Raw genomic sequence first — 20,812 nt, 5'->3', positions numbered from 1 at the left:
CACTGCGGAAGCCCTTCGCGGCACCGTTTCACCGGCCAGGGTCGGTGTGGTCGGCCACGGCGCTCGGGGCGGCGGTGTTCCGTGGCGTTGCCGCATGCCGGCCTCGGCGCCCGTGGGCGAGCGGAATCGTTGGTCACACGTCTTCGCAGAGTGCGCGGGCGTGGTCCAGGTCCTTCATCACCGTCGCGTCGAACTCGAAGGTGATCGCATGGCGGTCCTGGGAGTGGCGGATGGCCTTGGCGAGCGGCTCGTACCGCGTATCGCCCGCTGCCGCCGACGCGGACAGCACGCCCGCCGCCGCGTAGCGGTTGAACGCGATCTCCCCTGCGGATCCCTTCGCGGTGAACCGGCCCGGGTCGAATCCGTCGAGTGCCCGGCACGCCGCGCGCGCGTCCGCGGCCGGGCCTCCGTCGGAAGGGGCGTCGCCGCCGCTCAGCGCCCACGCGACGCCCGTTCCCGCGGCGCCGAGCACCAGCCCGGCGACGAGGGGAAGGAGCACGGTCCTGATGCGGTCGCGTCGCTGCTCGGGGGCCGCCGGTTCGAGGGCGATGTGAGGTTGCTGTGGCTGCATCCGGCCAAAGGTAGCGGGCATCACCCGTGCGCGAGCCGTGGGGGTGGCCCTGATGCCCGATCAGCGCGGCACGCAACGGCCATGCGCGCAGGGCGGGTTCACCCGAAGGACGCCTGCGGCGCGGACCCCGGCCCCATGCCTCGCACCGGGGCGGGGCCTCAGGGCGTCGCCGCCGACACCACGTAGACGACCGGCGACGCCGGGTCGGTCATGTTGACGGTGATGTTCTGGGTGGGCCGGGGGTCCTTGTTCTTGTGGGTCGTCCCGGCCCACTCGGGGCCGGACCAGAAGTTCCAGTCGGTGATCCGGATGTCCCGCTGGGAGATCGTGATCTTGCCGGTCTTCAGGGCCGCGCGGTCGGTGCCCATCCCGCTCAGGAAGCGGTCGAGACCGGCGGAGGTGGTCCGGAACTTGAGGTACATCCGGCTCGCCTTCCAGTTGTTGGTCTCGTAGTACTGCACACCGGTCGCGTTTCCCGGGACGGGCACCTCGAAGATCCGCCGCTGCATGCGTGACGGCCAGCTCGCGCGCAGCCCCTGGGCCGCCGCCTCGGCCTCCTTGTCCTTGCCGGACCTGCGGCTCTGCCCGGCCGAGACCAGCAGGTAACCGGCCGGGATGCCGATCAGCAGCACGATGATGGTCGCGGTGATCAGCCGTCTGCGGAAGACCCGGCGCGGGTCCCGCACGGGTTCGCCGTCCCCCGGTACGCACTGGCGCGGCACCATGGGATGCTCGGCGGCTTCGGCGATCGCGGTTCCCTCGGAACTCGGATGCTCGGCTGCGGTCATGATCTTCGGATCCCTCGGAGCTTCGGTACGCGGGCGGGGTTACGGGGCGGCCTCGGGCGGCGGGCGGGAGTGGGGCCCCGCGCGGTCCGCCCGGCGGTCAGTCGCCGGTACGGGCGCTCCGCGTGCTGCGCAGGGTGCTGGCGGCCTGGTCGTAGATCTGCGCGTAGCGCTCGTACCGCTCGACCCGGCGGCGGTTGGCGCGGCGGAAGCGGCGGGCGACGAGCCGGGCGAGGTCGGCGGCCCCGACCATGCCGGCCTCGGGGCCCAGCTGGGCCCGGACGATCCGGGCCTCGGGGCGGTAGCCGCGGCCGGTGAGGTGGCGCTTGAAGGCGTCCCGGGCGGGGTTGATCAGCAGGTCGTCGGCGGCACTGACGCCGCCGCCGATGACGAAGCAGGAGGGGTCGAGCGCGGCTGCGAGGTTGGCGATGCCGACGCCGAGCCACTGGCCGATGTCCTGGAAGAGCTCGATGCACATCGCGTCGCCCTCGCGGGCGAGCTCGGTGATGAGCGGCCCGGTGATCTCCGGGATGTTGCCCTTGACGCGCTCGATGAGGTTGTAGGCGACCGGGGAGTCCGCGGCGGCCAGTTCCTTCGCCTCGCGGACCAGGGCGTTGCCGGAGCTGTACTGCTCCCAGCAGCCCCGGTTGCCGCAGGGGCAGCGGTGGCCGCCGGGGACTACCTGCATGTGCCCGAACTCGCCGGCCACGCCGTACTTGCCCCGCTTGACCTGCCCGTCCTCCAGGATCGCGCCACCGATGCCGGTGCCGAGGGTGATCATCACCAGGTGGTCCTCGCCCCGGCCGGCACCGAAACGCCATTCCGCCCAGGCGGCGGTGTTGGCGTCGTTGTCGACCATGACGGGGACGACGAGGCGGGAGGCCAGCGCGTCGCGCAGCGGTTCGTCGCGCCAGGCGAGGTGCGGGGCGAACAGCACCTTGGAGCGGTCCGCGTCGACCCAGCCGGCCGCGCCGATGCCCACGGCGTGCACGTCGTGGCGGTCGGAGAGGTCCAGCACCAGTTCGACGATGGTGTCCTCGACGACCCGGGGGCTCTTGGACTTGTCGGGCGTCTCGGTCCGGAGCTGTTCCAGGATGTTGCCGTCCGCGTCGACGACGCCGGCCATCACCTTGGTACCGCCGATGTCGATGCCGACGGTCGGGACGCGGGGCGCCGTCAGGTGGGAGCGCCGCTCCCTCGTACCGACGGTCTTGAGGACGGTGGCGCGGGCGGAGCCGCGGTGGGTGAAGTCGCGGTACGTGCTCATCGTCCCTGCGGTGTCTGGGGTGGCCGGCGGGTCAGTGCTGCCGGCGGCGGACGGCGCCCACCTCGATCGATTCTGCCACTGCCGTCCGCTCCGAGCCGCCTCGACGGTTTCCGCCGAGGCGGTGGCGGCGCCCGGTCACTCGGTGTCGTCGTCCACCCGGTGACCGCCGATGGAGGTCGGCGCGGGGGCGCGCTCCAGCTCGTGGCTGAGCTCGTCGAGCTCGCTGCCGCCCGCCATCTGCCGGGTCAGCTCGTCGAGCGTGACGTCGGTCTTGGTGTGGCTGCCGGCCATCGCGCCGCGCTTGAGGAGGACGAAGCGGTCGCCGACGAGGTACGCGTGGTGCGGGTTGTGCGTGATGAGGACCACTCCGAGTCCGGCGTCCCGGGCGGCCGCGACGTACTTCAGCACGACCCCGGACTGCTTGACGCCGAGGGCCGCCGTGGGCTCGTCCAGGACGAGGACCTTGGCGCCGAAGTGGACGGCCCGCGCGATGGCCACGCACTGCCGCTCGCCGCCGGAGAGGGTGCCGATCGGCTGGTCCACATCGCGCAGGTCGATGCCCATGCGGAGCAGTTCGGCGCGGGTCGTCTCGCGCATCAGCCGGACGTCCAGGCGCTTGAACGGGCCGGAGCCGACGGTGGGCTCCGAGCCGAGGAAGAAGTTGCGCCAGACCGGCATGAGCGGGACGACGGCGAGGTCCTGGTAGACCGTGGCGATGCCCCGGTCCAGGGCGTCGCGGGGGTTGGCGAGGGTGGTCTCCTCGCCGTCGATCCGGAAGACGCCCTCGTCGTGCCGGTGCAGTCCGGCGATGATCTTGATGAGGGTGGACTTTCCGGCGCCGTTGTCGCCGAGTACGCAGGTGATCTCGCCCGCGTGGACCTCCAGCGAGACGTCGGTCAGGGCCTTGATGCTGCCGTAGAACTTGGACACGTGGTCGAGCTGGACCAGCGCCTGGGGGGCCGTCGCCCGCTTGTCCGGGGCCGTCATGTCGTCGCCTCCGCGCGCTTGCGTACCCATGCGTTGAGCAGGGTGGCCAGGAGCAGCATCGCTCCGAGGAAGAACTTGAACCAGTCCGGGTTCCACTCGGCGTAGACGATGCCCTTGCTGGTCATGCCGAAGATGATGGCGCCGACCGCCGAGCCGATCGCGGAGCCGTAGCCGCCGGTGATCAGACAGCCGCCGATGACCGCCGCGATGATGTAGATCAGCTCGTTGCCCACGCCCTCGCCGGACTGGACCACGTCGTAGCTGAAGAGCAGGTGCTGACCGGAGACCCAGGCGGCGAACGCCACCCCGAGGTAGAGGCCGATCTTGGTACGGATCACCGGGACGCCGACCGCGCGGGCCGCGCTCTCGTCGCCGCCGACCGCGTAGATCCAGTTGCCGAAGCGGGTACGGAGCAGAATCCAGGTGGCGACGGCGACCAGGCCCGCCCACCAGAGGATCGTCACCTTCAGCTCGACGTCCCCGAGCGTGAGCTGCGAGGCGAAGAGCGCGTGGGCGGAGTCGAAGCCCCACATGTCACCGATCGCCTTGGTCGACACCGTGTCGCTGATGAGCTTGGTGACGCCGAGGTTGAGTCCGGTCAGCATGAGGAAGGTGCCGAGGGTGATGATGAAGCTCGGCAGCTTCGTCCGGGTCAGCATGAAGCCGTTGAACGCCCCGAAGCCCAGGGTGACCAGCAGCGAGACGAAGACTCCGACCCAGACGTTGGCCGTCATCTGGTAGCTGAACATCGAGGAGACCAGCGCCGAGCTGGTCACCATGACGCCGGCCGAGAGGTCGAACTCCCCGCCGATCATCAGCAGGGCCACGGGCGCGGCCATGATCCCGATGGTGGAGGCCGCGTAGAGCACGGTGCCGAAGCTGGACAGCTGGAGGAAGCTGTCCGCGATCACGGCGAAGAAGAGGAAGACGGCGAGGGCACCGACGATCGAGCCGAGTTCGGGACGGCCGAGGAGCCTGCGCAGTGGTGAGGTGCGCAGCAGCCGCTCGTCGGCCCCGCCCGGCGCGGGGGCGGGGGCCGTGGGCTGTCCGGTTCCCGTCATCGGGTGCCCCGGGCGGTGTACTCGGCCAGTTCGTCGGCGTCGTCGGCCGTGATGATCTGCGGGCCGGTGAGGACGGGCTGGCCGCCACCGAGGACGTTGCGGTTGAAGCGGTAGAGCCAGAGCAGGTCGATGGCTTCGTAGCCCTGGAGGTAGGGCTGCTGGTCGACGGCGAAGCCGAGGGTCTCCGCCTTGAGTCCGGCGGCGACCTTGGCGTTCAGGTCGAAGGTGTCGATCTCGGCGTCGCTGCCGGCGGACTTCTTGGCCTGCACGGCCGCGTCGGCGAAGGGTGCGCCGAGGGTGACGACGGCGTCGATGCTCTTGTCGGTCTGGAGCTTCGCCTCGATGGACGCCTGGACGTCGGGCATGTTGGTGCCGTCGACGTAGAGGTTGGTGGTCTTGCCTTCGAAGTCCTTCTTCACACCGGCGCAGCGCTGCTCGTGGCCGACATTGCCCTGTTCGTGCAGGACGCAGAGGGCGTTCTTGCGGCCGCGCGCGTTCAGCTCGTCGCCCACCGCCTCGCCGGCGATCGACTCGTCCTGGCCGATGTGGGTGATCGCGCCGTAGGCCTTGGATTCGGCGGAGCCGGAGTTCACGGTGATCACCGGGATGCCGGCCCTGGTCGCCTTGGCGACGACGTCCTTCATCGCCTCCGGCTTGGCGAGCGAGACGACGATTCCGTCGACCTTCTTGTCGATCGCGGCCTGGACGAGCTGCGCCTGCTGCTGCGCCTCGTCGTTGTGCGAGTACAGGAAGTTGATGTTGTCCTTGCGGGCCGCCTCCTCGGCGCCCTTCTGGACGATGTCCCAGAAGGTGTCACCATCACCCGAGTGGGTGATCATGGCGAACGTCCAGCGGGGCGTGTTCACGGCCGAATGGCCTTCGGAGGCGGCCTGGGATGCTGCCGCGCGTTCCTCCGCCCGCCTGCCGCCGGTGCTGCTGCATCCCGCGAGGGAGGCCCCGAGCACCACTGCCAGCACGGCGCCCATCGCGCGTACCCCTGTCCGAACCCTTGCCACGAAGCCGTGCCCTTCTTGTGCCGCTCACTGTGCCGCCTGGTGCGCCGCGGACGTGTGGAGTCCCGGCCCGGCTGCCCAAGTATCCCCGAGGTTCGACGGGCGGCACCCGGCAGGGCCCGGGCAAATGAATGTGTCGCGCGGACGCGCCGGTGAATTCCCAGGTCGCGGGGGACCGAGGGGGCGGCTGGGACCCTTTGCTCGTGCTTGACACGGCGACAGGGCGGACGCCACCGTGAGGCCATGCGTATCGGACTGGTCGGAACGGGACGTATCGGCACTTTCCACGCGGAGGCGCTCAGCCGTCATCCCGAGGTGGATTCGCTCGTCGTGGCGGACGCCGATCCCGCACACGCGGCCGCCGCGGCGGCCCGGACCGGCGCCACGGCGGTGGAGGTCGACGAGGTCTTCGCGGGCGGGGTGGACGCGGTGGTGATCGCGTCGGCCACGGCCGCGCACGCCGGCCTGATCGGCCGTGCGGCACGGGCGGGGCTGCCCGCGTTCTGCGAGAAGCCGGTCGCCCTGGACCTGCCGGGGACGCTGGCCGCGCTGGCGGAGGTGGAGGCGGCGGGGTCGGTACTCCAGCTCGGTTTCATGCGCCGTTTCGACGCGGGGTACCTCGCGGCGCGCGAGGCGGTCCGCGAGGGGCGGCTCGGCCGGCTGCACACGGTGCGGGCCGTCACCTCCGATCCCGCCCCGCCGCCCGCCGCCTACCTCCCGCTCTCCGGGGGGCTCTTCCGGGACTGCCTCATCCACGACTTCGACATGGTGCGGTGGGTGACCGGCCGCGAGGTGAGCGAGGTGTACGCCACCGGGTCGGACGCGGGCCCGGCCGCCTTCCGCGAGGCGGGCGACGTGTCGAGCGCCGCCGCCCTGCTGACCCTGGACGACGGGACCCTGGTGACGGCCACGGCGACCCGCTGCAACGGCGCCGGGTACGACGTACGGATGGAGCTGGCGGGCGAGCTGGACCAGATCGCCGTGGGTCTGGACGACCGCACCCCGCTGGCCTCGGTGGAACCGGGAGGGCCGGGCGCACCGCTGAAGGCGTGGTCCGGCTTCCTGGAGCGGTTCGCCCCGGCGTACGAGGCCGAGCTCGACGCCTTCGTCCGGCTGGCGGCGGGCCGGGCGGACAATCCGTGCGACGGCCGTGAGGCCTTGGCCGCGCTGCGGATCGCCGAGGCGTGCGAGCGCTCGCGGCGGGAGCGACGCCCCGTGGCGCTCGCCGAGGTCGCCGGCGGCTGACCGGCCCCGGGGGCCTTACCAGGCGATCGGCAGGTGCTCGGGGCCCCGGATCAGCATTCCGGTACGCCAGACGAGCCGGTCCGGATCGGTGTCCAGCCGTAGTCCGGGGCAGCGCGTCAGCAGCGAGCCGATCGCCACCCTCGCCTCGACGCGGGCGAGGGGTGCGCCGAGGCAGTAGTGGATGCCGTGGCCGAAGGAGATGTGGCCGCGCGCGTCACGGGTGATGTCGAAGCGGTCGGCGCCCTCGAAGCGGGCGGGGTCCCGGTTGGCGTCCGCCATCGCGACGAGGACGAGTTCGCCGCCGCCCGGGATCACGGTGCCGCCGACGTCGAGCGGCCCGGTGGTGAAGCGGAACGTCGGGGTCTCGACGGGGCTGTCGTAGCGCAGGATCTCCTCCACCGCGTTGCCGAGCAGCCCGGGGTCGGCGCGCAGGGCCGCCAGCTGGTCCGGGTGGGCGAGGAGGTGGAGCACCCCGTTGGTGATGAGGTTGACGGTGGTCTCGTGTCCGGCGACGAGCAGCAGCCAGGCCATGCCCGCCAGTTCGTCACCGGACAGCCGGTCCCCCTCCTCGTCCGCGGTGTGGATGAGCGCGCTCATCAGGTCGTCGCCCGGCTTCTTGCGCTTGTCGTCGAGCATCAAAGCGATGTACGCGTTCATCGAGGTGACGGCGGAGCGGCGCACCTCGGCGTCGGTCGAGGAGAGGGCGGTGTTGGACCACTCCCGAAAGCTCACCCGGTCCATGTCGGGTACGCCGAGCAGCTCGCAGATCACCGCCATGGGCAGCGGGAACGACAGCGCGTCGACGAGATCGGTGCGACGGTCGGGCTCCGCCAGCATCGCGTCCAGCAGATGGTCCGTCATGTTCTGTATGCGTGGCGCGAGTTGCTCCATCCGGCGCGGGGTGAACTCGCGGCTGACCAGCTTGCGCAGCCGGGTGTGGTCCGGGGCGTCGGAGCTGAGCATCGACCGTCCGGCCGTCATCTGGTGGAGGTTGAGGAGCGGCGAGGCGTTCCTCCACTCCTTGGAGAGCCGCTGGTCGGCCAGGAGTTCGCGTCCGGCCTCGTACCCCACCACGAGCCAGGCGGGTGTTCCGCCGGGCAGGACCACCCGGTGGACCGGTCCCCGGGCGCGGAGTTCGGCGTAGCAGGGGTACGGGTCCCGGGTGAACGCTTCGCCCAGTGCGCCGAGATCCAGTATCGCTTCGGTGGTCACTGCGGTTCCTTCCGGAGGTCCGGGCGCCGCGTCGGCAGCGTACGGACCGCGGTCGGCGTGGCGGCGGCGGGAGCGGCCCCGCCCCCGTGCGAGTCCCTACCTCAACTCTGGGCGGTCCAACCCTCTTGGTCCCGGACGCGGTTGCACATGGCCGGTTCAGACCTGTGCACCGCGCCGCCCCCAGGCCGTTCCGGCCAGCACCAGCACGGCACCGACCGCCCCGAGAACACCGAGCCGCTCGCCCCCGATCGCGATGCCGACCGCGGCGGCCCACAGGGGTTCCGTACCGAGCAGCAGGCTGACCCGGGACGGCGAGGTGCGCCGGACCGCCCACATCTGCACGAAGAACGCGAAGAGCGTGCAGAAGGCCGCGAGGAACAGCAGTCCGGCCCACTCCCCCGCGCCGAATCCGGCGGCCACCGTCCAGGGCGCGGCACCGGTACCGGGTGCGGCGGCGAGCACGGCGAAGACGGCCACCGCGCTGCCCAGCTGGACGGTGGTCAGGGGGAGCGAGTCGGCCGACTGGACCGCCTTGATCCGTGCCATCGCGAGGACGTGGACCGTACGGGCGAGTGCGGCGAGCAGCATCAGCAGGTCACCGCCGGACGGGCTGGTGAACCCTCCGCCCTGCGTCAGCAGCACCACGCCCAGGACCGAGAGCCCGGCGGCGAGGAGAAAACGGCCGGTCGGGCGGGTACGGGTGACCGCCGACTCCGCGAGCGGGGTGAAGATCATGGTGAGGCTGATGATCAGTCCGGCGTTGGTGGCCGAGGTGTGCACGATCCCGTACGTCTCCAGCAGGAAGATCCCGCTGAGGATCAGCCCGAGCAGGCCCGCGCCCCGCCACTGGGCCGCCGTCAGGGCACGGAGCCCGCGCGCTCCGGCGACGACGAGGACGGGCAGCACGACCGCGAAGCGCAGTACGAGGACCGCGACGACGGTCTGCGGGGTGGTGATGCCCTTGGCGGCGAGGTAGCTCGATCCCCAGACGACGGCGACCGCCAGGACGGGCAGGTCGGTCGACCAGGCGGGACGGGACGGGGCGGCGGCGGGCACGGCGACAGCGGACACCTGGTACTCCTGGATTCTCCACGACGGGAAAGAAGCGTGGAGACCTCGCTGGCTCGCACACCGACCGGCTCACGCTACCGGGCGTCACTCCCGCGCGGAACCCGCCTTCCGGGCCGTGGTCACCCGTTCGCCCCGCCCTCGTACGCCGCTCCGCCGTCCCGCACGCTGCCTCTCCCGCCGCGACCTGCCCGGAGCCACCGGGCGCCCTACCCTGGCGGCACCGGTCCGAGTCCCGGATTCAAGATCACGAATCATGGACAGACGGATCACCGACAGACGGACCGCCGACCGACGGACCGCCGACAGACGGACCACGGACCACGGACCACGGACAGACGGATCATCGAAAGGACGATCATGAGCGCCGTCCCCCAGCTCCCCCTCCTGGACCACCGCAGCCTCCCCGCGGTCGGTCTCGGCACCTACCCCCTGGACGACGACGAGGCGGAGAAGGCCGTCGCCGGGGCGCTGGGCCTCGGCTACCGGCTCGTCGACTCGGCGAAGAACTACGGCAACGAGCGCGGCACCGGCCGCGGGATCGCCCGCAGCGGTGTGCCGCGCGAGGAGATCACCGTCACCACCAAGGTCCCGGGCCGCCACCACGGCTACGAGGAGACGCTGGCCTCCTTCGAGGAGTCGCGGGCCGCGCTCGGCGTCGAGTACGTCGACCTCTACCTCATCCACTGGCCGCTGCCTCGGGTCGACAAGTACGTGGACACCTGGAAGGCGATGATCAAGCTCCGCGAGGATGGCCTGATCCGCTCCATCGGCGTCTCCAACTTCACCCCCGCGCAGCTCGACCGGCTGGAGCGGGAGACCGGGGTGCTGCCCGTGGTCAACCAGATCGAGCTGCATCCGCTGCTCCCCCAGGACGAGTTGAGGGAGGTGCACGCGGCGAAGGGCATCGTGACGGAGGCCTGGAGTCCGCTGGCGCGCGGCCGCGAGGTGCTGGAGGCGACGGAGACCGTGGCCATCGCCCGCGAGCACGGGGTGACGCCCGGCCAGGTGGTGCTGCGCTGGCACACCCAGCTGGGGGTCGTACCGATCCCCAAGTCGGCCGACCCCGGGCGGCAACGGGAGAACCTGGACCTGTTCGGCTTCGAGCTGACGCCGGACCAGATGGACCGGATCGGCTCGGGAAGCCGGCACCGGTTCGGCGGCGACCCGGACGACCACGAGGAGTTCTGAACCGCGACCGACGGGTCCGTGGATCGGAAGGTTCATGTGGCATGAGCCCGCTGGGGGGGCGGGGATTCCGGGTGGGGAGGCACGCGGGTTCCCTCGCGCGTCGTATCCGGCAGGATGAGGCCCGGATCGGATCGGTCGGGGATGCCTCGGAACGATGACGAGTCGCAGGCGGTCATCGCGGGTGACGAGTCGCCGCGCGCCGCGTCACGGGAGGTTCCTGGATGCCAGGTGGTCCGTGAGCTTTTTCCAACCTCATGCTGAGGCTTGGTGAAGTACGAGGTTGGAAAAAGCTCAGTGAGAAGAATTCCACGAGGAAATTCCTGAACGGCTTGCCCTCTTGGCGTCGGGCGGTCTCACCGTCGCAGGCCTTCCACTGGGGGCCCATGGCGGCTTCGTGCCTCTCGGCTGAACCCGTGGCCCCCTGCACAGCCCTCGCCGGACGGAAGTCCGCGGAGCCCGCAGCCGCTTCCGGGACGTTCGGATCTCCGTACGGATGACGCGACGGCCGGGGTCCTATCCTGCGCGGATGACGCATGAGACCGAGCTGACGTCCCCCGTCGACCTCTGTCGGCCCGACGGACGGTTGAACCCCGCGGCGGTGGGCTGGACCCGGCGCCCCCTGCACACCGCCAACATACGTGGCTGGGGCAGGGGGAAGCGCTGGGAGTACTGGGGCATCGTCACGCCGGACCACGTGGTCGGCCTGGTCGTCTCGTCACTGGACTACGCGGGCGTGCACGGGCTCTACGTGCTGGACCGTGCGACCCGTGCCGAGCACAGCACCGACGTGGTGGCCCCCCTGGCCCGCGGCACGGTGTTGCCCGCGCGCAGCGGCGAGGGCGAGGTCTCCGTACGGGCCGGCGCGTTGGAGATCGGAATCGCGCAGGGCCCGGACGGCACCACGATCCGCGCGACGGCACCCGGCGTGCGCCTCGACGTGGAGGTGCCCCTGCCCGAGGGGCACGAAGCGCTCGGGGTGGTCGTGCCGTGGAGCGACAGGCGGTTCCAGTACACCGTCAAGGATGTCGGCCGGCCCGTACGCGGCACGCTCACGGTGCACGGGCGGACCCATGAGGTGGGCGGCCCGGACGCGTTCGCGGTACTGGATCACGGCCGCGGCAAGTGGCCGTACGCGGTTCGGTGGAACTGGGCGGCGGGCGCGGCCCCGGGGCGCGCGATCCAGCTGGGCGGCAAGTGGACCGACGGCACCGGCAGCACCGAGAACGCCCTGATCGTCGACGGGCGCCTGCACAAGATCGGCGAGGATCTCCACTGGAGCTACGACAGGCGGGACTGGATGCGGCCGTGGCACATCGCCGGAGAGCGGGTGGACGTGTGGTTCCGCCCCTTCCACGAGAAGCGCGGCCGGACGAACCTGCTGGTCGTCGCGAACGAGACGCACCAGTGCTTCGGCACCTTCAGCGGCTGGGCCATGACCGACGACGGGGCGAGGACGGATCTCGACGGACTGGTCGGCTGGGCGGAAGAGGCGCGCAACAGGTGGTAGCACCCGGGGCGTTGCCGGCCACGGCGAGGGGCCGGCGGGAGCGCCCGGGTTCCGGGCGATCGCTCCCGGGGTTCCTGGCGCCCGCACCCCCGCCGCGCACCCGTCATCGGTTGACGGGCGTCACCTCCGCCATCCGGGACCAGCCCTCGCCCGGCACCTCGACGTTGATGATCTCGGGGACCTCGGCGACCAGCGACGACATCGTCTTGATGGCGGCCTGGAAGTGGGCGGACTTCACGTGCGCCTCGCCGGCCTCGGCCGACGCGAAGGCTTCGAGCAGCACGAACTGGTTGGGGTTCTCCACGCTGTACGACCAGTCGAAGAACAGGTTCCCCGGTTCGGAGCGGGTGGCGACGGTGAACTCCTCCACCGCGGGGAGCCAGTTGTCGCGTTCGGCGACGAGGACGGTGAACTTGACGGCGATGAAGATCATGGCTGCTCCTGGTCGGGACGTACGGTGACGTGCCGCCGGGCGCCGGAGGCCCGGGTGGCACCGCGACCAGGGTGACATACCCTCCCACACCGACCCTTTCGGGCGCACCGGGCAAGCTCTCGCCACCCCCTCGCCCGCTCGGGGTGGCCCCTGGAACGTCAGTGGCTCGTGACACGCTTCCTCAGCGCACCGGGCAGACGGGTCCTGTGCGACGAAGGGGGCGTGCGTGAACAGGGTGGGGTGGGCTGCCGCCGGTGCGGTGACAGTGATGCTGGGTGTCTCGGGCTGCGGGGGCGACGGGGCCGACCGCAAGGAGGCGGACGCGGTCCCCGCCACCGTCATGGCCGCGCCGGGGCCGGAGGACTCCGGTCGGGTCACCCGGGAGAAGATGCGCGTGGTGCTCGACAAGATCACCGCGGGCGTGGGCGCCCCGCCGAACGATCCGGACTGGGCCCGGATGGAAGCGGAGCCCCGGCCCGGCTCGCTGCGGGAGTGCTCCGTGAGCTACCGGGGGTTCGAAAAAGCCGAGGCCAAGACCTTGGACACGAAGCGCACGGACGCCCTGTCGGCCGCACTGATCGATCGTGGCTGGACCAAGTCCCCGAAGCAGGAGACCGAGACCGACAAGGACGGCACGGTCTACATGACTCAGTCGGTCTTCAAGAAGCGCGGCTGGAGCCTGGTCATGGAAAACAGGCTGTCCCACACGGGTCGCAACCTCAAACTGAGCGCCTTCGACGACGAATGCGTCAAGGGGGCCACGGTCGCTCCCGAGGTGCTCGACCTCCTCCACACGGCACAGTGACCGCGCTCGCGGCTCCGTCGCCGGACCGCCCGCCGTCTCCGTGACACGCGGGACCCGGCTCAGGCCCCCGACTCGTGGTGACGGGCCGCCAGTCGGTCCGCCCCTGCCTCGGTGAGGGAGCCGAAGAGGCGCAGCCGGGAGATCCCGCCGTCCGGGAAGATGTCGATGCGCACCCGGGTGGCGCGTACCGGGGTCTCCAGGACGAACCGGTGGTTGGTGTCCGGCTGGAGACGAGTCCGGGGCAGGAACTCGGTCCACGCCTCGCCGTCGCCGTCGTCCGCTCCCGCCTCGCCGTCCGCTCCCGCCGGGCCGTCGCCGAGCGAGAGCGTCGCCCAGCCGGCCGCGTTGCCCTTGAGGCAGGCGGTGTCGATCTCCACCGCCCGGATCTCCGCCTGTGCGGGCAGGGTGTAGCGGATCCAGTCGTTGCCCTGGTCCCTGCGGCGGCGGGTCTCCCAGCCGTCGTCCATCCGCCGGGAGCGGCCGGGCTGGATGCTGTTGGTGGGCGGTGAGTAGAAGCGGTCCGAGGCGTCCTCCACCCGGCCGCCGTTCTCCAGGGCCAGCAGGTCGAAGGTGCCGAGCGCGGTGAGCCACGCCGGATCGGGCACCACCTCGCCGTGGACCCGGAGCCGGGCGATGCCGCCGTCGGGATGCTGGTTGACCCGCAGGTGAGTGAAGCGCTGCTCGGAGTCGACCGTGAAGCCGTTGGCGGCGTGGCCGCCGATCTCCGTACGGGGTACCAGCGTCGTCCACTTCACGTCCGGTGCCAGCAGTTCCCCGGGCGAGGGGGAACCGGGCAGCGCGGTGGCCTCGACGGAGACCGCGCGGGGGTAGTTGCCGCGGAAGTGGGCGGTGTCGACGACCAGTCCCCGCACGATGCCGGGGGCGCCGAGCCGTACGAGTGCCCAGTCGTGGTCCTCTTCCTCGGGGTGCGGTCGGTCCGCGCTCGCACCGCGGCGGCGGCGGGTCTCCCAGCCGTCCATGATCTTGCCCTTGTGCCCGAAACGTTCGGGGTCGAAGACGGCGGGGCCCGGGTTCAGCAGGTTCTCCCGCTCCGCGAAGAACTCGTCGTTGGCGGCGACGACCCCGGCGCCGAGTTGTCGTCCGGCGAGGTCCACCAGGTGGCCGAAGGGGAATCCGGCGGAGCCCGGGGTGCGGTAGTCGGCGTACGGGTCACCCCCCGTGTACGGGAGGGCGTCCCCGGTCCAGCGCGGCAGCACGGGCTCCGTCATGGTCAGTGGTTCCTTTCGAGCAGACGGCCGGATGGGTCGGCGAACACGCCTTCGTGGAAGACCCGTTCACCGCGCAGCCAGGTGGACACGACGACGCCGCTGAGAGTCCGGCCCGCGTAGGCGGTGACCTGGTTGCGGTGGTGGAGGGCGGCGGGATCGACGGTGAAGGTGCTCTCGGGGTCGAGTACGGCGAAGTCGGCGTCGCGTCCCGGCTCGATGGCGCCCTTGCGGTCCAGTCGGGCGAGCAGGGCGGGGCCGGTGGACATCCAGCGCACCACGTCGTCGAGCGAGTGGCCGCGTCGGCGGGCCTCGGTCCAGATGGCGGGCAGCCCCAGCTGGAGGGAGGAGATGCCGCCCCAGGCGGAGGCGAAGTCGGGCGTCTTCAGATCGGTGGTGCACGGTGAGTGGTCGGAGACGACGCAGCCGATGACCCCGTCGGCGAGTCCCTGCCACAGCGCGTCCTGGTTGGCCGCCTCCCGGATGGGCGGGCAGCACTTGAACTCGGTTGCCCCGTCCGGCACTTCCTCGGCGGTGAGGGTGAGGAAGTGCGGGCAGGACTCGACCGTGACGCGTACGCCCTCGCGTTGGGCCGCCGCGATGAGCGGCAGCGCGTCGGCGGACGAGAGGTGCAGGACGTGGACACGGGCGTCCAGCCGTTTCGCGTGCGCGATCAGCCCCTCGATCGCGGCGTTCTCGGCGGCCCGTGGGCGGGAAGCCAGGAAGTCGGCGTAGGCGGGGCCGCCTTGCTGCGGGGCCGCGTCCAGATGGCCGGGGTCCTCCGCGTGGACGATGAGCAGACCTCCGAAGCCCGCGATCTCGGCCACCGACCGCCCCAACGCTTCCTGGTCGAGGTGCGGGAACTCTTCGACCCCGGAAGGCGAGAGGAAGCATTTGAAGCCGAAGACGCCGGCCTCGTGGAGCGGGCGCAGATCCTTGACGTTCGCCGGCACCACCCCGCCCCAGAAGCCGGTGTCCACATGCGCCTTGGGGGCCGCCACCCGCTGCTTGGTCCTCAGGTGACCGACCGTGGTGGTCGGCGGGAGGGAGTTGAGCGGCATGTCGAGGAGGGTCGTGATGCCGCCGGCCGCCGCCGCCCGGGTGGCGCTCCAGAACCCCTCCCACTCGGTACGCCCCGGGTCGTTGACGTGCACATGAGTGTCGACCAGCCCCGGAAGGAGGGCCCGGTCACCGAGTTCCTCGATCCGGACGCCCGGCGGCGCTTCGGTGTCGTGGGGCAGCACCGCCTCGATCCGCCCGGCGACGACCGCGACCAGCGCGGGGCGTGTACCCGTGGGGGTGACGACGCGGGTCGAGCGCAGCATCAGATCCGGGCCCCGGCCTGCCGGGGTCCGCCCCTCGGCGTTCAGGCCCTTCCGCACGTCCGCACCGAACACCCGTACTCCTCGCTCCGCTTGCTTGCGCCGGAACAGCCGCGACGATCCCTCGGCGATCCCTGGCGGCCCTCGGCGAATTCAACGAACTGTTGAAGGGGGCTCCATGCGGGGAGTCTTCATGCGGAGTTCCCCTCCGTCAAGACCCGTCCTCCGCCGGAGTGCCGCGCACACATCCGTCCGGGAGAGGAGGCGAGGACAGGCCGAAACTTCCGTGAAACAGAATCAAGCTTCCGCATTTCGGAATGCTCACGGAGCAGGCGGTCGTCGGGGGAGGAGCACCCGGGGTTCGCCGTCGAAGCCGGGAAACGGCCTCTGACCGGCAAATACACCGTGCCACGACCAGTGCGCGGACCGCGACGGTCCCGGTACGCTGCTACCTTGCCTCCCGCTTCGAAAGGACCGTTGACGTGCCGCCGTCCGACGCCAGCACTTCCGACTCCAAGACCGCCGGTTCCAGCGGCGGGGTGCAGTCCCTGGAGCGCGCCTTCGACCTGCTGGAGCGGATGGCCGACGCCGGGGGCGAGGTGGGCCTGAGCGAACTCTCCGCGACCAGCGGCCTGCCGCTCCCCACCATCCACCGCCTGATGCGCACACTGGTGGCCTGCGGGTACGTACGCCAGCAGCCCAACCGGCGCTACGCCCTGGGCCCCCGGCTGATCCGCCTGGGCGAGTCGGCCTCCCGGCTGCTCGGCACCTGGGCGCGGCCCCACCTCCAGCACCTGGTGGAGGAAACGGGCGAGACCGCGAACATGGCACTGCTCGACGGCGACGAGGTGGTGTACGTCGCGCAGGCCCCCTCGAAGCACTCGATGCGGATGTTCACCGAGGTGGGCCGCCGGGTGCTGCCGCACTCCACCGGCGTCGGCAAGGCGCTGCTCGCGCACGCGTCGCCCGAGGAGGTACGGGCCTTGCTGGCGCGTACCGGAATGCCTGCCGCCACCGAGAAGACGATCACCACCCCGGACGGCTTCCTCGAAGCACTGGAGCAGGTCCGCCGCACCGGTTACGCCATCGACGACAACGAGCAGGAGATCGGGGTGCGGTGCCTGGCCGTCGCCGTGCCCGACTCCCCCACCGCCGCCGCGATCTCCATCTCGGGCCCGGCCGGACGAGTCACGGAGGAGGCGACGGAACGGATCGTCCCGATCCTCCAGCAGACGGCGAAGGAGCTCTCCGAGGTTCTCGCGGCGGGGGGTTGAGCGGCGGGGCCCTCACGGCGGGCGGACTGAAGGCCGGTTGGACGGACCCCGCCCGGGCGAACTCCGGTTGGGCGAACTCCGGTTGCGTGTAATCCGGTTGAGCGAACTCCGGTTGGGTGAACTCCGGTCGGATGAGCGGGGACGGCACCCGGCCCCCTCACCCGCCCCTCTCCCGACGTCCCGACGTACCGACGTACCGGCCGTCGGGAGAGGGGCGGCGGGCCACGATGCCCGCCCACCTCTCCCGACGACCCACGCACACCGGCCGGGTGACGCGTCAGCCGCGCGGCGGCTCCCCGAAGAGGTCCACCGCGTTCCGTACCGCCCGGAGCCCGGGCGCCAGCGCGCTCACCGAACCGATCGCTCCCGCGATCAGCAGCAGGGAACGGCGGAGCCGGGGAATCTCCGGCACCCCACTGACCGCCATGGCGTCCAGCGCGGCCAGCTCGTCCTCCGCGATTCCCCGGTCGGAGAACTCCGCGGGATGTCCGGCAAGCTCGCGACGGAGCTTGGACACCGATGTCCGCAACTCCGTGACCCTGGGGTCCTCGCCGCTCCCGGTCACCCGCTTCTGCTCCACACTTCGCAACAATGCACTCCCCCTCGCACGCCATCGTGCCGTATGCCTTTCGCGCTCCGGCGCATGGTCAAGTGCTCCGGAGTGGAGGCAAGTTAACGCCATCGAAGGCGACCGGCGCCACTCCGTGACGGAAAATCGGGGTTACCCCTGAGAGTGACCCCACCTTCGCGTGTACGAGCCCGTTCGAGAGCATGCCGGTGATATCCAGTACACATGGTTCCTGTGCGGAAGAACCCCCTGGTCACCGGAGTGCTGCTCGCCGCCGGCGGCGGCCGGCGCCTCGGCGGTCGGCCCAAGGCGCTCCTCCTCCACCGCGAACGGCCGTTGATCGAACACGCGATTCGATCACTGCGCGACGGCGGCTGCGACCGGATCATGGTGGTGCTGGGCGCCGCCGCCGACGAGGTACGGACCCGGGCCTCGCTCGCGGGATGCGAGGTGAGGGTCAATCCGGAGTGGCAGCAGGGCATGGGCGGTTCACTGCGCACGGGTCTGGAGGCGCTCACGGATACCGGAGCGGACGCGGCGCTCGTCTTCCTCGTCGACCAGCCCGGCGTCGGCGCCGAGGCGGTCTCCCGGCTCCGCGCGGCCCACACCTCCCGGGCGAGCCTGGCGGCAGCCTCGTACGACGGCACACGGGGCCACCCGGTACTCCTCGGCGCCGACCACTGGGCGGCGGTAGTGGCGGGAGCCACGGGCGACCAGGGGGCCCGCGCCTATCTGGGGGAGCACCGGGACGCGCTCACGCTCGTCGAGTGCGGTGACGTGGCTCAGGCGTACGACATCGACACCCCGGAGGACTTGGCGCACCTGTCGGACCGGTGAGGAGCCGCCGGGACACCGCCCGCCGATCCGACACGAATGGTCAGACACGTGCGTGCCAGGCGTCGCCGGACAGGCGGGACTTTCGCAACACGATTCACAGGCCCAGCCGGTCGGCGAATGCCGAGAAGGCGGGCGCCACGACCCGCCACCGGCACCGATCGGCGGCCGTCCAGAAGTCGGTGCCGACGACCCGCGGGTCCGAAGGTTCGGTCCGGTAGTCGAGCGCGAGGGCGCCGTCGTCACCGGGATTGCGCGTGACGGCGATGAGCACAGCCCGATCGGCGTCCAGCCACGACAGGTCGAGCGGGGCGCCCGACCCGCTCCCGCGTCCCACCCTGAAGTAGTCGGAGTGCGGATCGTCGGCGAACATGTCCAGCGACTGGGACGCATACATCATCTGCTCCGGGTCCCTCACGAAGGCCAGCGGATCTTCGAACCACGGGATGACTTCCGCCAGTACGGCATCGCCCGGGTGCCGCCAGAGGCCCCGCTCGACAAGTGACGTCAGTCGAGCGGGCAGGGGCAGTCCTCGGACCGTCGAAGGCGTCATGGCGCGCATTCTCGCATCGCCACCGAGGAGACCGAGGGTCGACGCCGGCAGGGTTTGCCCCGCCGCGCGCCACGCCTTCGAACCATTGAGGTTCCACGATGAGGAAACTATTATCCACTAGCCAGAAGACAGAGCCGCCCGAGAGTCCGCAGCCCCCAGCACGCCCCCTTACGCCCATCAGCCCCACCGCCCGCACGTTCACAGCTCGCTGAAGGAGTGACAGCTCATGTCCGCACCGGCGCCCTCCCCGCTCGCCATCGTCGATGCCGAGCCCCTGCCCCGGCAGGAGGAGGTGCTGACCGACGCGGCCCTCGCATTCGTGGCCGAGCTGCACCGGCGGTTCACGCCCCGCCGCGACGAGCTTCTCGCCCGCCGGAGCGAGCGCCGCGACGAGATCGCCCGCACCTCCACCCTGGACTTCCTGCCGGAGACGGCCGGCATCCGCGCCGACGACTCCTGGCGGGTGGCGCCCGCGCCGGCGGCCCTGGACGACCGGCGGGTGGAGATCACCGGGCCGACGGACCGGAAGATGACGGTCAACGCGCTCAACTCCGGCGCCCGGATCTGGCTCGCCGACTTCGAGGACGCCTCGGCGCCCACCTGGGAGAACGTCGTCCTCGGGCAGCTCAACCTGATCGACGCCTACGAGCGCCGGATCGACTTCACCGACCCGAAGTCCGGAAAGACGTACGCCCTGCGGCCCGCCGACGAACTGGCCACCGTCGTCACCCGCCCGCGCGGCTGGCACCTGGACGAGCGTCACCTCCAGCTCGACGGAACCCCGGTCCCCGGTGCTCTGGTCGACTTCGGCCTGTACTTCTTCCACAACGCCCAGCGGCTGATCGATCTCGGCAAGGGCCCCTACTTCTACCTCCCGAAGACCGAGTCCCACCTGGAGGCGCGCCTCTGGAACGACGTCTTCGTCTTCGCCCAGAGTTACGTCGGCATCCCGCAGGGCACGGTCCGCGCGACGGTCCTCATCGAGACGATCACCGCCGCCTACGAAATGGAGGAGATCCTCTACGAGTTGCGCGACCACGCCTCCGGACTCAACGCCGGACGCTGGGACTATCTCTTCTCCATCGTCAAGAACTTCCGCGACGGGGGTACGAAGTTCGTCCTGCCGGACCGCAACGCGGTCACGATGACCGCCCCGTTCATGCGCGCGTACACCGAACTCCTCGTCCGTACCTGCCACAAGCGGGGCGCGCACGCCATCGGCGGTATGGCGGCCTTCATCCCCTCGCGCCGCGACGCCGAGGCCAACAAGGTCGCGTTCGAGAAGGTCAAGGCCGACAAGGACCGCGAGGCCGCCGACGGCTTCGACGGTTCGTGGGTCGCCCACCCGGACCTGGTCCCGATCGCCCTCGCCTCCTTCGACGCGGTACTCGGCGCGAGGCCGAACCAGAAGGACCGGCTCCGCGAGGACGTGTCGGTGGCGGCGGGCGACCTGATCGCCGTCGACAGCCTGGACGCCCGCCCCACGTACGAGGGTTGGCGCAACGCGGTCGCGGTCGGCATCCGCTACATCGAAGCGTGGCTGCGCGGCACGGGCGCGGTCGCCATCTTCGGACTCATGGAGGACGCGGCGACGGCGGAGATCTCCCGCTCGCAGATCTGGCAGTGGATCAACGCGGACGTCGTGTTCGAGAACGGCGAACACGCCACCGCCGACCTGGCCCGCCGGGTCGCGGCCGAGGAACTCGACGCCGTACGCGCCGAGATCGGCGAGGAGGCGTTCACCGCCGGTCGCTGGCAGCAGGCCCACGACCTGCTGCTCCGGGTGGCCCTGGACCCGGACTACGCCGACTTCCTCACCCTCCCCGCGTACGAGCAGCTGCGCTGATCGCACCCCGCTCCCGCCCGCGCGCCCGCCCCCGGCACCGCACC

Annotated in this window: 20 protein-coding genes; 7 read left to right on the top strand and 13 right to left on the bottom strand. The window is 71.3% G+C overall.

Annotated elements, in window-relative coordinates; translation table 11 throughout:
* Positions 1-133: 133 nt before the first annotated feature.
* The 6 genes from ACWD3D_RS03315 to ACWD3D_RS03290 all read right to left on the bottom strand — a co-directional run bounded on the left by ACWD3D_RS03315 (position 134) and on the right by ACWD3D_RS03290 (position 5,687).
* Entirely contained in the window at positions 134-571 is a 438-nt protein-coding gene (locus ACWD3D_RS03315; protein WP_451459213.1) for a hypothetical protein, read from the bottom strand.
* Positions 572-729: 158 nt separating this feature from the next.
* Positions 730-1,296 carry a hypothetical protein gene (locus ACWD3D_RS03310; protein ID WP_451459241.1) on the bottom strand — a complete coding sequence of 189 codons (567 nt, stop codon included), beginning with the start codon at positions 1,294-1,296 and terminating at the stop codon, positions 730-732.
* Between the two features lie 160 nt (positions 1,297-1,456).
* Positions 1,457-2,623 carry an ROK family glucokinase gene (locus ACWD3D_RS03305; RefSeq protein WP_328718577.1) on the bottom strand — a complete coding sequence of 389 codons (1,167 nt, stop codon included), beginning with the start codon at positions 2,621-2,623 and terminating at the stop codon, positions 1,457-1,459.
* A gap of 135 nt (positions 2,624-2,758) precedes the next feature.
* On the bottom strand, positions 2,759-3,610 hold the full coding sequence (locus ACWD3D_RS03300; protein WP_451459212.1) for an ATP-binding cassette domain-containing protein: 852 nt from the start codon (positions 3,608-3,610) through the stop codon (positions 2,759-2,761).
* On the bottom strand, positions 3,607-4,671 hold the full coding sequence (locus ACWD3D_RS03295; RefSeq protein WP_451459211.1) for an ABC transporter permease: 1,065 nt from the start codon (positions 4,669-4,671) through the stop codon (positions 3,607-3,609). Before ACWD3D_RS03295 ends, ACWD3D_RS03300 begins: the two co-directional genes overlap by 4 nt.
* The gene (locus ACWD3D_RS03290; RefSeq protein ID WP_451459210.1) at positions 4,668-5,687 is read right to left on the bottom strand and encodes a sugar ABC transporter substrate-binding protein; all 1,020 of its coding nucleotides are present in this window, start codon (positions 5,685-5,687) and stop codon (positions 4,668-4,670) included. Before ACWD3D_RS03290 ends, ACWD3D_RS03295 begins: the two co-directional genes overlap by 4 nt.
* 240 nt (positions 5,688-5,927) lie before the next feature.
* On the opposite strand from ACWD3D_RS03290, the gene ACWD3D_RS03285 reads away from it, so the two are divergent.
* Entirely contained in the window at positions 5,928-6,929 is a 1,002-nt protein-coding gene (locus ACWD3D_RS03285) for a Gfo/Idh/MocA family protein (RefSeq protein ID WP_451459209.1), read from the top strand.
* 15 nt (positions 6,930-6,944) lie between these two features.
* Here the strand turns inward: ACWD3D_RS03285 and ACWD3D_RS03280 are convergent, their stop codons facing one another.
* Together ACWD3D_RS03280 and ACWD3D_RS03275 are read right to left on the bottom strand one after the other, a co-directional pair.
* Complete coding sequence (locus ACWD3D_RS03280; protein ID WP_451459208.1) at positions 6,945-8,141, bottom strand: cytochrome P450 family protein; 1,197 nt, start codon at positions 8,139-8,141, stop codon at positions 6,945-6,947.
* Between the two features lie 156 nt (positions 8,142-8,297).
* On the bottom strand, positions 8,298-9,212 hold the full coding sequence (locus tag ACWD3D_RS03275; RefSeq protein ID WP_451459207.1) for a DMT family transporter: 915 nt from the start codon (positions 9,210-9,212) through the stop codon (positions 8,298-8,300).
* A 357-nt stretch (positions 9,213-9,569) separates the two neighbouring features.
* Between ACWD3D_RS03275 and ACWD3D_RS03270 the strand changes: the two genes are divergently transcribed.
* Both ACWD3D_RS03270 and ACWD3D_RS03265 read left to right on the top strand, forming a co-directional pair.
* Positions 9,570-10,400 (top strand): aldo/keto reductase, encoded by an 831-nt coding sequence (locus tag ACWD3D_RS03270; protein WP_451459206.1) that lies wholly within the window; start codon positions 9,570-9,572, stop codon positions 10,398-10,400.
* Positions 10,401-10,926: 526 nt separating this feature from the next.
* Entirely contained in the window at positions 10,927-11,907 is a 981-nt protein-coding gene (locus tag ACWD3D_RS03265; protein WP_451459205.1) for a DUF2804 domain-containing protein, read from the top strand.
* 103 nt (positions 11,908-12,010) lie between these two features.
* Here ACWD3D_RS03265 and ACWD3D_RS03260 read toward each other — a convergent pair whose 3' ends face one another.
* On the bottom strand, positions 12,011-12,340 hold the full coding sequence (locus ACWD3D_RS03260) for a putative quinol monooxygenase (RefSeq protein WP_451459204.1): 330 nt from the start codon (positions 12,338-12,340) through the stop codon (positions 12,011-12,013).
* Between the two features lie 226 nt (positions 12,341-12,566).
* Between ACWD3D_RS03260 and ACWD3D_RS03255 the strand changes: the two genes are divergently transcribed.
* Positions 12,567-13,145 carry a hypothetical protein gene (locus ACWD3D_RS03255; protein WP_451459203.1) on the top strand — a complete coding sequence of 193 codons (579 nt, stop codon included), beginning with the start codon at positions 12,567-12,569 and terminating at the stop codon, positions 13,143-13,145.
* 59 nt (positions 13,146-13,204) lie between these two features.
* Here the strand turns inward: ACWD3D_RS03255 and alc are convergent, their stop codons facing one another.
* Positions 13,205-14,374: an allantoicase gene (gene alc / locus ACWD3D_RS03250; protein ID WP_451459202.1), complete on the bottom strand. Its 1,170-nt coding sequence runs from the start codon at positions 14,372-14,374 to the stop codon at positions 13,205-13,207.
* Between the two features lie 2 nt (positions 14,375-14,376).
* Entirely contained in the window at positions 14,377-15,696 is a 1,320-nt protein-coding gene (gene allB / locus ACWD3D_RS03245) for an allantoinase AllB (RefSeq protein WP_451459240.1), read from the bottom strand.
* 479 nt (positions 15,697-16,175) lie between these two features.
* Between allB and ACWD3D_RS03240 the strand changes: the two genes are divergently transcribed.
* Complete coding sequence (locus ACWD3D_RS03240) at positions 16,176-16,967, top strand: IclR family transcriptional regulator (RefSeq protein WP_451459201.1); 792 nt, start codon at positions 16,176-16,178, stop codon at positions 16,965-16,967.
* A gap of 277 nt (positions 16,968-17,244) precedes the next feature.
* On the opposite strand, the gene ACWD3D_RS03235 is transcribed toward ACWD3D_RS03240, so the two are convergent.
* The gene (locus ACWD3D_RS03235) at positions 17,245-17,547 is read right to left on the bottom strand and encodes a DUF5955 family protein (protein ID WP_328718589.1); all 303 of its coding nucleotides are present in this window, start codon (positions 17,545-17,547) and stop codon (positions 17,245-17,247) included.
* 213 nt (positions 17,548-17,760) lie between these two features.
* Between ACWD3D_RS03235 and ACWD3D_RS03230 the strand changes: the two genes are divergently transcribed.
* Positions 17,761-18,372: a nucleotidyltransferase family protein gene (locus ACWD3D_RS03230; protein ID WP_451459200.1), complete on the top strand. Its 612-nt coding sequence runs from the start codon at positions 17,761-17,763 to the stop codon at positions 18,370-18,372.
* A gap of 94 nt (positions 18,373-18,466) precedes the next feature.
* Here ACWD3D_RS03230 and ACWD3D_RS03225 read toward each other — a convergent pair whose 3' ends face one another.
* A complete protein-coding gene (locus tag ACWD3D_RS03225; RefSeq protein WP_451459199.1) occupies positions 18,467-18,922 on the bottom strand; it encodes a hypothetical protein in 456 nt (151 codons plus the stop codon).
* Between the two features lie 226 nt (positions 18,923-19,148).
* Here ACWD3D_RS03225 and aceB point away from each other — a divergent pair, with 226 nt between their 5' ends.
* Complete coding sequence (gene aceB, locus ACWD3D_RS03220) at positions 19,149-20,768, top strand: malate synthase A (protein WP_451459198.1); 1,620 nt, start codon at positions 19,149-19,151, stop codon at positions 20,766-20,768.
* Positions 20,769-20,812: the final 44 nt, after the last annotated feature.

It is taken from the genome of Streptomyces sp. NPDC002690 (assembly GCF_053592415.1).
Note: the sequence above shows the minus strand (reverse complement) of the source record. Positions and strands in the feature narration are given on the sequence as shown.